Here is a 12,722-nt window from a genome sequence, read left to right as displayed (position 1 = left end):
TTGCCCATTGTTCCCCGCTGCAGGCGCCGGTGCGCTTGTCGCTTGTTGTGCCGCACGCCGCCATGCCTGAAGGACGATTGATGACCGCTGCCAGCCGCCATTCCGCATCACCGCTGCCCACGCTGGCGACCTGGGCGCTGTGGTTGCTGGGTGCGTTGCTGCTGGTGTTCGTGGTGGCCGTGCCGATGGATGTGAGCCAGCAGCTGGTGTTTTCCGGCGTGCTGTTCGCGGTGGCGCTGGCGGTGCGCAACCGCGGCGGGCGCGTGGTCATCCTGATGATGATGGGGATGTCGCTGGCGGTGTCGTGCCGCTACATCTGGTGGCGCATGACCCAGACCATGGGCGTGGGCAGCGCGGTGGATTTCATCCTCGGCCTGGGCCTGCTTGGCGCCGAGCTGTATGCCTTCGTGATCCTGGTGCTGGGCTACTTCCAGGTGCTGTGGCCGCTCAACCGCAAGCCGGTGCCGCTGCCGGCCGACCAGCGCCTGTGGCCCAGCGTGGACGTGTTCATCCCGACCTACAACGAGCCGCTGTCGGTGGTGCGCACCACCGTGCTGGCGGCCAGCGTGATCGATTGGCCGGCCGGCAAGATCACCATCCATTTGCTGGACGACGGCCGTCGCGACGAGTTCCGCGCGTTCTGCGCCGAGGTCGGCATCAACTACGTCACCCGCACCAACAACGCGCACGCCAAGGCCGGCAACATCAATGCGGCGTTGAAGAAGTGCAGCGGCGAGTACGTGGCGATCTTCGACTGCGACCACATTCCGACCCGCTCGTTTTTGCAGGTGGCGATGGGCTGGTTCCTGCACGACACCAAGCTGGCACTGGTGCAGATGCCGCATTATTTCTTTTCGCCGGACCCGTTCGAGCGCAACCTGGACACGCATGGCAAGGTGCCCAACGAGGGCGAGTTGTTCTACGGCCTGCTGCAGGATGGCAACGACCAGTGGAATGCCACCTTCTTCTGTGGCTCGTGTGCGGTAATCAAGCGCACCGCGCTGGAAGAAGTGGGCGGCGTGGCGGTGGAAACGGTCACCGAAGATGCGCATACCGCGCTCAAGCTGCAGCGCCGCGGTTACCGCACCGCCTACCTGGCCGTGCCGCAGGCTGCGGGCCTGGCCACCGAAAGCCTGTCCGGCCACGTGGCGCAGCGCATCCGCTGGGCGCGCGGCATGGCGCAGATCGCACGCATCGACAACCCCTTGCTGGGGCGTGGGCTCAAACTGTCGCAGCGGCTGTGCTACCTCAACGCGATGCTGCACTTCTTCTACGGCTTGCCGCGCATCATCTATCTCACTGCGCCGCTGGCCTATCTGTTCTTCGGCGCGCACGTGATCCAGGCCTCGGCGTTGATGATCCTGGCCTACGCCCTGCCGCATATCTTGCAGGCCAACCTGACCAACCTGCGCGTGCAGAGCCGCTTCCGACATCTGCTGTGGAACGAGGTCTACGAAACCACGCTGGCCTGGTACATCTTCCGTCCCACGCTGGTGGCCTTGCTCAATCCCAAGCTCGGCAAGTTCAACGTCACGCCCAAGGGCGGGCTGGTGGCGCGCAGCTATTTCGATGCGCAGATCGCCAAGCCGTATCTGTTCCTGCTGTTGCTCAACGTGGTGGGCGTGGTGGCCGGCGTGCTGCGGCTGATCTATGTCGGCGGCAGCGGCGAGCAGCAGACCATCTGGTTCAACCTGGCCTGGACGCTCTACAACATGGTGCTGCTGGGCGCCACGATTGCCACCGCCAGCGAAACGCGCCAGGTGCGCAGCGCCCACCGTGTGCCGCTGGATGTGCCGGTGAATCTGTATCTGCCCGATGGCGGTGTGCTGCCAAGTCGCTCGGTGAATTTTTCCACGGGCGGCATGGCGATCACGCTCGCGCAGCCGCAGCCGATCGAGCCGGGCTTGCCGGTGCAAATCGGCCTGAGCCATCGCGGCGTGGAGCAGACCTTGCCGGCGGTGGTGCGCCAGGATCGCGATGGACAGGTCAGCATCCAGTTCACGCAGATGTCGATGGAACAGGAGCGCTGGCTGGTGGCGTCGACCTTCGCGCGCGCCGACATCTGGCTGTCGCAGTGGGGCCAGCACGACCGCGATTCGTTCTGGCGCTCGATGGGCCAGGTGCTGGAAGCCAGTGCCCGCGGATTCGGCCGACTGGGCGGGCATATCGTGGACAGCGCGCGGCAGGGCTTTCGTCCCAGGCGCCCGGTGGATCTGGAGTCGTGAGTGTGATGCGTGATGTTTCCCTGTGCTCTACCAGGACGCCGCTGATGCGGATGTTCCCGGCTGTGTTGAGCTGTGCGTTGACCTTGCTGGCAGGCCTGGCGCAGGCGCAACAGTCCCTGCCTGCAACGCCATCTGCGCAGGCGGGTGGCCAGATGCAGGCAGCCACGCCTGCGCAGGTGCCCGTGGCCTTCGCAGCGGCGCCGTTGCCAGGCGGCAGCACGCGTGCGGCAACGCTGCGCGAGCTGGGCATCGATTACGAAATCACCTTGCGCGGGGTGCAGGGCAGCGCCGGCGTGCCCTTCAGCGTGCGCAGCGACGAGATCGTCACCGCGGCCACGTTGAATCTCAAATACAGCTACTCGCCCTCGCTGTTGCCCGACCTGTCGCACCTCAAGGTCACCATCAACGGCGTCACCGTGGCCACGCTGCCCACCGACAAGGCCAACGCCGGCAAGTTGCTCTCGGCCGATCTGCCGGTCGACCCGCGCCTGGTCACCGATTACAACCAGCTCAACCTGCAGTTGATCGGCCACTACACGCGCGATTGCGAAGACCCCGACCACAGCAGTCTGTGGGCGAATGTGGATGCGGCCACCAGCCTGTCGCTGACCACCACGCCGCTGGCCTTGGCCAACAACCTGGCGTTGCTGCCGGTGCCGTTCTTCGATGTGCGCGACACGCGCCGGCTGGAATTGCCGTTTTATTTTCCGCAGCGCCCGGACACCGCCACGTTGCAGGCGGCCGGCACGGTGGCCTCGTGGTTCGGTAGCCTGGCCGGCTACCGCGGCGCGGTGTTCCCGGCGTCCACCGAGGCCTTGCCGGCGTCCGGGAACGCGGTCGTCTTCGCCACGCCCAGCACCTTGCCCGCGCAATTTGCGACCGCCGACAGCGGCGTGGCCGACATCCGCGGGCCCACCGTGGCCGTGCTGGCCAACCCGAACGATCGCAACGGCAAGCTGCTGCTGGTGCTCGGCCGCAACAGCGAAGACCTGCAGCGTGCCGCCACCGCGTTGGCCTTGCACGCACCGTTGACCGGTGCGGTGGCCCGCATCGGCGACATCAGCGCGCCTGCGCCGCGGCGGCCCTACGACGCACCCAACTGGGTGTCGAGCGAGCGCCCGGTACGCTTCGGCGATCTGGTCACCCAGCCCAGCCAGCTCAACGTCACCGGCTATCACCCCGACCTGATCCGGGTCGGCCTGCAACTGCCGCCGGACCTGTTCGTGTGGGAACGCGACGGGATCCCGGTTGCGTTGAACTACCGCTACACGCTGCCGGAGCAGGACAACAAATCCGCGCTCAATGTCAGCATCAACGAATCGTTCGTGACCACGCTGCCGCTGACCGGTCGCCCGTTCGCTCAATCCACGCCGATGCGCTGGTGGAACAGCCTGGGCACGCGCGGCAGCATGCCGGTGCATCAGGAGCTGACGCTGCCGGTGGGCGCGTTTTCGGCCAACAGCCAGCTGCGCTTTCATTTCTTCTTCGATCGCCCGCAGGGCGAAGCGTGCAAGAACACCTTCCCGGATGTGTCCGGCGCCATCGATGCCGATTCCACCATCGACCTGAGCGGCTTCCACCACTACATGGCGATGCCGAACCTGGCGGCGTTCGCCAATGCCGGCTACCCGTTCACGCGTCTGGCGGACTTGTCCGAATCCACCATCGTGCTGCCCGACAATCCCGGCGATCAGGACCTGAGCAACGTGCTGACCCTGCTCGGGCATTTCGGCGCGTCCACCGGTTACCCGGCGCTGCATGCGCAGATCACTGGCGCCGGCGCGGTGCAGCAGCATGCCGGCCGCGATCTGTTGTTGCTCGGTAGTGCCGAATCGCAACCGTTGTTCAAGCAATGGCGCGCGTATCTGCCGATCGGCCAGGACGGGCGGGCGACCAGCTTTGCGCTGACCGACTGGCTGTTCGAACGACTGCCGCGCTTTCTCTCCTTCGATGCGCGCCGCACCGACCTGCCCACGACCGCCGAGATCGCCCTGCAGCCGCAGCCGGACGACGTACTGCTGATGGGCTTCCAATCGCCACTGGCAGCTGGCCGCAGCGTGGTCGCCTTCCAGACCGAAGACCCGGCCAACATGAGCCGCCTGTTCGAGGCCTGGTTTGACCCGACCCTGCTCAAGGATTTCCAGGGCAGCGTGGTGTTGCTGCAGCAGAAGAAGGTCACCAGCCTGGTCGGCAACCAGAGCTATTACGTGGGGCATCTGCCGCTGCCGACCTGGCTGCGCTGGTATTTCTCGCACCACCCGGTGTGGCTGGCCTTCACCGTGGTGCTGCTGGCGCTGTTGCTGGCCTTGGCCGCACGCGTGCTGCTGCGCAGGCACACGGCCGAGCGGCTCAACGACGGTGGCGGCGCATGAGCGCGCACGCGCCTGGCGGTGGCATGACGCGCCGTCGCCTGCTGCATGCAGGCGCATTGGCTGGCGTGGCTGCGCTGCTGCCGGCAGCCGCGATGGCGGCGCCCAGCCAGTGCGGGCCGTGGCCGCTGTGGAGCGCCTTCGTCGACAAGCACATCCAGCCCGATGGGCGGGTGGTGGATTTTCTCAATCCCGATCAACGCTCCACCTCCGAAGGGCAGTCGTATGCGCTGTTCTTCGCACTGGTCAACAACGATCAGGTGCTGTTCGACAAGGTGTTGAGCTGGACCCGCCACAACCTGTGCGGCGGCCGCCCGGATCTCAACCTGCCCGCATGGCTGTGGGGCCGCGATGGCAGCGGCGCCTGGCGCGTGCTGGACGCCAACACGGCCAGCGATGGCGAGTTGTGGATTGCCTATGCGCTGCTGGAAGCCGGCCGGTTGTGGGGCCGCCCGGGCTACCTCAAGGCCGGCCAGCAGATGCTGCAGCTGATTCGCACGCAGGAAGTGGCCGCGCTGCCCGGGTTGGGCCCGATGCTGCTGCCGGGCCGCACCGGCTTCGTCGACAACGGGCGCTGGACGCTCAATCCCAGCTATCTGCCGATCCAGGTGCTGCGTCGTTGCGCCAACGCCGACCCCAAGGGCCCATGGGCTGCCATCGCCGCCAACAGCGCGCGCGTGCTGCATGACAGCGCGCCGGTGGGGTTTGCCCCGGATTGGACGGTGTGGGACGGCAAGACCTTCAATGCCGATCCCAAGCGCGGCAATGTCGGCAGCTACGACGCCATCCGCGTGTACCTGTGGGCCGGCATGCTGGACGCCGGCGAGCCGCTGCGCGCGCGCCTGCTGAAGGACCTGTCCGGACCGGCCGACCTGCTCGCCGCGCAGCAGACGCCCGCCGAAAAGATCGACACCGCACGCGGTGCGGGCACCGGCGCGCTGCCGGTGGGATTTTCTGCGGCGCTGCTGCCGTACCTGAGCGCACTGGGCAAGCCCGCGCTGCTCAAGGCGCAGGCGCAGCGGGTGCCCGCCGCCACGCAACCGGCTGCCGCTGCATTGCCGTATTTCGAACGCACGCTGGCCCTGTTCGGACAGGGATGGCTTGAGAACCGCTACCGCTTCGCCGCAGACGGGCGCCTGTTGCCCGCCTGGAGAACCCCTGCATGCGCCGCCACGACCTGAAGCCGTTCTACCTCGCCGGCATGCTCGCGCTGTGCCTGCTCGCTGCACCGGCAGCGCAGGCGCAGACCAGCGCCACCCAGCAGCTGGTGGAGCAGGGCAACTACTGGCACGACCAGGGCCGCGACGATCTGGCCGCCGACACCTGGAAGAAGCTGCTCGGCATCGACCCGGACCAACCCGACGCAGTGCTCGGCCTGGCCCAGATCGATCTGGCGCAGGGGCGCCAGTCCGAAGCGCGCAAGCGCCTGCAGCAACTCGAAGGTGCGCATCCGCAATCGCCGCAGGCGCAGCGCCTGCGCGTGGCGATCGGCGCGCGCGGCAGCAGCGGCGCGGGCGAAGATTCCAATCTGCGCAATGCACGCCGCGCGTCTGCCGCCGGGCGCTATGTGGAAGCCGCGCGCAGCTACGAGGCCGCCTTCGCCGGCAAGTCGCCGCCGCCGAACCTGGCGCTGGAGTACTACCAGTCGCTGGCGGGCACTCCCACCGGTTGGGAGCGTGCCCGCGACGGCCTGCGACGCCTGCAATCCAGCGACCCGGGCAATCCGTCCGTGCAGCTGGCGCTGGCGCAGGTGCTCAGTTACCGCGAACCCACCCGCCGCGACGGCATCGCGCAATTGCGCACGCTGGCCCAGCGCGCGGACGTGGGTGGGCCGGCACGCAGCAGCTGGCGACAGGCGCTGCTGTGGCTCAATGCCGGCATGGCCGATGCGCCGCTGTACCAGGCATTTCTCGCCGGTACCCCGAACGATGCCGAAGTGACCGCCAAACTTGGCCAGCTGCGCGCGCAACGCACGGTGGCCGCCACGCCGGCCGATCCCAATGGCGTGCTGCTGGGCGAAGGCTTCCGTGCGCTCAGCGCGAACAATTTGAGCGCAGCCGAACAACGCTTCACCCAGGTCTTGCGTGCACGTGCGCGCGACCCCGAAGCGCTCGGCGGCCTGGGCTCGGTACGTCTGCGTCAGCAGCGCTTTGCCGAGGCGCAGGAACTGCTGCGCCCGGCCGCGGCCAGCAACGGCAAATGGAACAGCGCACTGGAGAGCGCCCGCTACTGGCAGCAGCTGCAGCAGGCCGACGCGGCGCGCGCGCGCGGCGATCTGGCGCAGGCGCGCCAGTTGCTGGAGCAGGCGGTGCAACTGCTGCCCAACGAGCCGGCCGGACACGTGGCGCTGGGTGACGTGCAGGCCGCCGGCGACCCGGTTGCTGCCGAAGCCAGCTATCGCAAAGCCTTGTCGCGCGAGGCCGACAATGCCGGCGCGTTGCAGGGCCTGGTCGGGCTGTACAGCCGCCAGGGTCGCCTGCAGGAAGCCAGCGCGTTGTTCGACCGGCTGCCCGCGGCCGAGCGCGCCAAATCCGGTGGCCAAGCCTTGCTGCGCTCCAACGTGCAGCGCGCCCGTGCGCGGCAGTTTCTGGATGGCGGCGATGCGGTCAGTGCGCAGACCGAGCTGGAAGCGGCCATGGTCGAACGCCCCGGCGATGCCTGGATCCGTCTGGACCTGGCGCGGCTGTACCAGCAGGCTGGCCGCCCGGATCAGGCGCGCAGCGTGATGGACGGCCTGCTCGCGGTCCATGGCGACCAACCCGAGGCGCTGCACGCCAATGCGCTGCTGGCGCAGGAAAGCGGCGACTGGCAGGGCGCCTACGACAGTCTGGACCGCATTCCAGCCGCGGCACGCACGCCGGCGATCACCCAGCTGCGCGCCACCGCCTGGATCGAATTGCAGGCGCGTCAGGCGCGGCAGTTGGTCGCGCAAGGCAGGGTGGGCGAGGCGCAGCAGTTGCTGGCGCGTACCGAGACGGCGCTGGGCAATCAGCTCGACGATCCGCAACTGCTGGCCGCCCTGGCCGGCGCACATGCCGACGCCGGCAACACCCAGCGCGCGCTGGTGCTGGCCCAGCGGCTGGTCACCAGCGCCAACCCGCGCACCGAAGACCGCCTGCAATACGCCAGCGTGCTGCTGCGCGCGCATCAGGACGCCGAACTCTCGGCGGTGTTGCGACAGCTGCAGGCCACCACCATGAGCCCGGAGCAGCTGCGCCGCTACCAGGGCCTGCGCAGCGCCTACACGCTGCGGCAGGTGGATGCATTGCGTGAGCTCGGCAATCTGGAAGGCGCCTACGACGCGTTGTCGCCAATACTGGCGCAGCAGCCGGACAACCGCGATGCGCAGGCCGCGCTCGCGCGGTTGTACGCGGCCGCCAGCGAGCACCGCCAGGCGCTGGCGATCTACCAGCAGATCCTGCAGCGTCAGCCCAGCGATCTGGACGCGCTCACCGCAGCGGCCAACAGCGCCGCCGCGCAATCGGACCTGCGCAATGCAGAGAGCTATCTGCAACGCGCACTGGCGCAGGCGCCGGAGTCGCCGGAGGTGCTTGCGGCCGCCGGCCGCGTGTATCGCAGTGCCGGCAAGAACCGCAAGGCCGAGCAGTATTTCCGTGCAGCGCTGGCGGCGCAGCAACGGCAGGCCGGGCAGCTCGACAATGGCCTGGCGTCTGCACGAGGCCCTGCTGCCGTCGCCGCGTCCGGTCGCCAGCTCAACCCGTTCTCCGGCATGACCGGCGCCATGCCGCGTTCGCCGGCGGGGCTGTCCGAACGCTTGGACGCTGGCAGCGGCTACAACGACGTCGCAATCGCACCGGTCGCGTACGGCGCGGCGCTTGCCATGCAGCCCAGCGCCGCACGTGGCGCGACTGCCGCACCCGTCGATGCCGCCGATATCGGTCGCGACGCGTTGCCGCAACCGGTGCGCGCCAGCAGCGCGTCTTCCACGTTGCCTGCCCCAGGCAGCCGCTTGCGCGCTTCCACGCATGGCGCGCTGCCGCCTGTGTCGGGCAGCGATCTGCAACCGCGCAGCAACGCCGCGCACGCACTGCCTGCACGCAGCGGCGGCAACAGCGTGCTCGACGAATTGCGCGCCGTGCAGGCGGAAAACAGCGGCGGACTTGCCGGCGGCGCGCTGTATCGCGCACGCGACGGCGAAGACGGCCTGGGCCGTCTGGACGATATCGAAATGCCGGTGCAGGCCGAATTCGCCGTCGGCGAGGGCAAGCTCGGCGTCACGCTGACACCGACCGTGGTGGATGCCGGCACGCTCTGCACCGACTACGCTACCGCCAGCCGCTTCGGCACCGGCCCGCAAAGCGCCATCGGCGATGCGCTGGCCGCCAACCGTGGCCCGATCGACACGCTGATCGATTCGCCGATGTATCAGCTGCTCGCCACCGAAGGCGATACCGCCGCCACGCGCGAACGCCTGCGCCGCTACACCTTGGATACCGGCCTGTTCAATGCGCTGTTGGTGGAGAACAACAACAGCAATGCCGCTGCGCTGGCTGCGTTGGCCAACGAGCCGCTGCCGGCCTACCTGCTCAGCATCAACGCTTCCACCACGCCGATTGCGCAACTGGCACGCGACATCCTGGGCAATGCCGCGCTCAGCGAACAGCTGGGTGCCGGCGATGCGGCCGCATTGCGCGCACTGGCCGGCAGCACGGCTGCCGCGCAGCAGACGCCGGCCGGCCTGGCCGACACGCTCGATGCCATGGCCGCCAGCGGCAATGGCAGCCGCCGGCTCAGCCAGGACGACACCGGCGTGGGCGTCGGCGTGCGGTATCGCAATGGTGGTTTCAGCGCCGATGTGGGCAGCACGCCGATCGGGTTCCAGGAACAGAACCTGGTCGGTGGCGTGGGCTATCGCGGCGAGCTTGGCGACACCGTCAGTTGGTCGGCCGAGGCCTCGCGGCGTGCAGTCACCGATAGCGTGCTGTCGTTTGCCGGTGCGCAGGACGGCCGCAGCGGTCGCGAATGGGGCGGTGTGACCAGCACCGGTCTTTCGTTGTCGGCCACTGCCGACAACGGCCTGCTCGGCGGCTACGCCAACCTTGCCGCGCACCGGCTTCAGGGCAACAACGTGGCCGACAACGACCATCGCCAGGTCGACCTGGGCTTTTACGTGCATGCGCTGGAAACCGAGCATCAATCACTCACCGCCGGCGTCAATCTGACCACCATGCAGTACGACAAGAATCTCAGCGGCTTCACCTACGGGCACGGTGGCTACTTCAGCCCGCAGGAGTATGTGGACCTGGGATTCCCGGTGCATTGGAGCGGGCGCACGGCCGGGCAGACGGTGAACTGGAAGGTGGACGCCAGCGTCGGTGTGCAGCATTTCAGCACCGACGCCTCGCCGTATTTCCCCACCGACCCGACCCTGCAACAGGCAGCCTACGACGCCGCGTCGCTGGCCGCGCTGCTCGGTCTGGTCAATCGCTACACCGACCCGGTGTATGCGGGCGAAAGCCGCACCGGGGTGTCCTACAACCTCAGTGGCGCTGCCGAATGGCAGGTGGCGCCGCAGCTGTTTCTGGGCGGGCGGCTGACCTTCAACAATGCACGCGACTACAACCAGTTCAGCAGCAACCTCTACTTGCGTTTCGTGATGGATCGCCTGGGCGCTGCGCTGGGGCGTGCGCCGCAGGTGCTGACCTCGCCCTATGCGGCGGATCGCTGATGGCCTGGCAAGCCTGATGCGGCGCTGATCGGGTATGCAGCAAGTGCGCGCAGCAGGGTGTGTGCAGCGAATGCACGCAGCGGAGCATGATGCGACAGCTGGCTGCCGCGTGCATCGCGTTTGCGCCCTGACGTGCTTCCAGCTGTTGTATTGAGTGGCCGCAGCGGTGCGTAGAACGCTTGGCCGGCACTGAACGCCACGATTGCGGACAAACGAACGGCGCCTCCCGGCGCCGTTCGCATTACCGCGTTTTACGCACCGCGTGCGGCGCTTACGGACGCACCTTGGTGGCGCAGACAAAGACCGCTGCCTGTTGCACGCGGCTGATCACGCCCTGGCTCTGCAGCTCACGCGCGTGTTCGTCCATGCAGGTCAGGTAACCCAGGCGGTTGCCTGCATTCTGCGTCTTGCACAGGCTGCTTTCGGCGGACACGTTCGCGCCCGGAATCAGGCCGCCGGTTTCCACCGTCGGGACCAAGGTGTTGCAGGTGCCCAACTTGGCCAGCCCGGTGTTCAAGGTCCAGCCGATGTCGGCAAACAGCGCCGGGGTCAGGTCGATGTTCACGTGCGCCTGCACTTCCGGTGTGTCGAACGGTTCCATCAAGGCATTGGGCTGCAGATCGGTATCGAAGTGCGAGAACGTCGAACCACCGGCCACGTGCTGGCGCGCAATGATGTGGAGCAGCGAACGACGTGCCGCTACACGGCCGGTGCCGGTGCGAAGAACATCGGAACGGCTGAGCGCTGCATGCCGACGCCACGCACCAGCCGCGCGTGCCTGGCCGCTGCGCGGATCATGTGTTCGGACGCTGCTATAACGCCACCAGCTGAATGCTGTCGAACACGATTGCCGGGCCGAGGTAGCCGTTGTCGGGGGAGCCGGAGGCAATGCCGATCTCGATGCGGTTGTCGCCGGCCTGCAAGGCAGAGGCGGGGATGTCCACTTCGTAAAGGGTATTGTTGCCGCGCGCAGTGCCGCGCGTGATGCCGCGTGTCTTTGGTTGCGTGGGCGCAGCAGGCAGCGGGCCGTTCCAGCGTGCATTCACGCTGATCTGAGGGCGTGCGCCGCCCTGTGCCAACGGCACGAAGACACGCAGGCGATAGCCGCGCACCTCGTTGGCGGGCAGGGTGAAGTCGATCCGGCTCGGAGTGTTGATGCCGCGCCACTGCACTGCCGGAAAGCTGCTCAGGCTGCTCGATCCCACGGTGTAGGTCGCCGCCGACCAGTGCATGCGCGCATCGGAAGGGTGTGCCCGCGGCAACAGGTCCGCATATCTGAACCCCGCCAGCGTGCCATCGGGAATGCCGATCTGCCACTTCACCGTGCCCGGCAAGGCAACTGCCTGCAGTGCGGCGTGCGCAGTGGCGCCGGCGGAAACCTCGATGTCGCGTTGTGCGACCTCCAGTTCGTTTTGGTAGAGCGTCATGCGATAGCTGCCCGGGCGAACCCCCGTCACCTGGTAGTCCCCATTGCCGTCGGCGGTGGCCCAGTACTGCGCCTGCGTGTTGCGCAGACCGATGACGGCCGGCTGGCCCGGCAGCACGCCGCCGACCTGCCCGCTCACGGTGCCGCGCCCGCTTGCCGGCACATCACCGCTCAAGCCCAGCGTGGCATCGACGAACGCAGTATCCAGCTGCGCACTCGACGGCAAGCTCCCATCGGTGAACAGCAGCCCGTACACGCCGTGCAGGCCGCCGCGAAAGGCCTCGGTCTGGGTGTGATCGGAATACATGTAGTTATAGAGCTCATGCGTCACGCTGGTTTTCTGGGTGGCGATGTCCTTGAAGAACGGGCCGCCCGCGCTGTGCTCGCGGTTGCCCATCAGCATGAATACCGCGACGCCAGGTCCGCTGACGCCATGCACCTGGTCGTCCATCATGCGACGTGCGGAATAGAATTTGGAACTGGTGCGCCCATCCGGCAACACGAAGACATCGTTGCCTTCGATCGCTGTGCCGACATTGGAATCGGGTTCCTGCTGCGCATTCGGCAACTTGGACACGTTCAAGCGGGCGACGAAGCGCAATTCGCCCACCGGCAGCAAGGTTGGCGCAGCGGTGGCCATGTAGATCGCGTTGCGGCCCTTGCGTGCGATGTAGTGCTGGACCAGGTCGCCGGCCTTGGCCGACACCACGATCGTCCCGCCAACGATGCGTGCATCCACGCTGGCACTGCCTAGCCCCGACGCGAGGTGCGAGCCCTTCGATTCGGTGGTCTGCAGTTCGTTGCCGCGATAACGCATCGAGACGATGTCGCCATTTCGGGCATCGATGGCAAACACCAGCTCGGCGCCGGTGTCGACGATCACGCGGTCGCCGCTGCGGCTGATCCCGAAGTCGGCCAGCGCAGGTGCGCTGACGCCGGCATACAGCAGCAGTACGCAGACGAAGTGAGGCCGACGATGGCGAAGCAGGCTGGCGAGCATTCGGAAGCAAGGC

At 67.6% G+C, this 12,722-nt stretch carries 5 protein-coding genes and 1 pseudogene; 4 read left to right on the top strand and 2 right to left on the bottom strand.

Annotation, left to right across the window (positions count from 1 at the left end; translation table 11 throughout):
* Window positions 1-80: 80 nt before the first annotated feature.
* The 4 genes from bcsA to FLG15_RS17375 are packed head-to-tail and all read left to right on the top strand — an operon-like array spanning window position 81 to window position 10,283.
* Entirely contained in the window at window positions 81-2,225 is a 2,145-nt protein-coding gene (gene bcsA / locus FLG15_RS17390) for a UDP-forming cellulose synthase catalytic subunit (RefSeq protein WP_057679849.1), read from the top strand.
* Between the two features lie 44 nt (window positions 2,226-2,269).
* Window positions 2,270-4,597: a cellulose biosynthesis cyclic di-GMP-binding regulatory protein BcsB gene (bcsB, locus tag FLG15_RS17385; protein ID WP_244665587.1), complete on the top strand. Its 2,328-nt coding sequence runs from the start codon at window positions 2,270-2,272 to the stop codon at window positions 4,595-4,597.
* Window positions 4,594-5,775, top strand: a complete 1,182-nt coding sequence (gene bcsZ, locus FLG15_RS17380; protein WP_057679847.1) for a cellulose synthase complex periplasmic endoglucanase BcsZ — start codon at window positions 4,594-4,596, stop codon at window positions 5,773-5,775. Before bcsB ends, bcsZ begins: the two co-directional genes overlap by 4 nt.
* Window positions 5,757-10,283 (top strand): cellulose biosynthesis protein BcsC, encoded by a 4,527-nt coding sequence (locus tag FLG15_RS17375; RefSeq protein ID WP_057679846.1) that lies wholly within the window; start codon window positions 5,757-5,759, stop codon window positions 10,281-10,283. The genes bcsZ and FLG15_RS17375 overlap by 19 nt, the downstream gene beginning before the upstream one ends.
* A gap of 271 nt (window positions 10,284-10,554) precedes the next feature.
* Here the strand turns inward: FLG15_RS17375 and FLG15_RS17370 are convergent.
* Both FLG15_RS17370 and FLG15_RS17365 read right to left on the bottom strand, forming a co-directional pair.
* Window positions 10,555-10,944: pseudogene (locus FLG15_RS17370) on the bottom strand (PA domain-containing protein); the annotation flags it as partial.
* A gap of 151 nt (window positions 10,945-11,095) precedes the next feature.
* Window positions 11,096-12,709, bottom strand: a complete 1,614-nt coding sequence (locus FLG15_RS17365; protein WP_150147730.1) for a rhamnogalacturonan lyase B N-terminal domain-containing protein — start codon at window positions 12,707-12,709, stop codon at window positions 11,096-11,098.
* Window positions 12,710-12,722: the final 13 nt, after the last annotated feature.

Source organism: Xanthomonas phaseoli pv. dieffenbachiae, assembly GCF_008639345.1.
Lineage (GTDB): Bacteria > Pseudomonadota > Gammaproteobacteria > Xanthomonadales > Xanthomonadaceae > Xanthomonas > Xanthomonas phaseoli.
The sequence above is the reverse complement of the archived record's forward strand: the minus strand, read 5'-3'. Positions and strand labels throughout refer to the sequence as shown.

Coding starts and splice junctions, on each gene's coding strand:
- bcsA (WP_057679849.1), top strand. CDS start 81: ATGACCGCTGCCAGCCGCCATTCCGCATCACCGCTGCCCACGCTGGCG.
- bcsB (WP_244665587.1), top strand. CDS start 2,270: ATGCGGATGTTCCCGGCTGTGTTGAGCTGTGCGTTGACCTTGCTGGCA.
- bcsZ (WP_057679847.1), top strand. CDS start 4,594: ATGAGCGCGCACGCGCCTGGCGGTGGCATGACGCGCCGTCGCCTGCTG.
- FLG15_RS17375 (WP_057679846.1), top strand. CDS start 5,757: ATGCGCCGCCACGACCTGAAGCCGTTCTACCTCGCCGGCATGCTCGCG.
- FLG15_RS17365 (WP_150147730.1), bottom strand. CDS start 12,709: ATGCTCGCCAGCCTGCTTCGCCATCGTCGGCCTCACTTCGTCTGCGTA.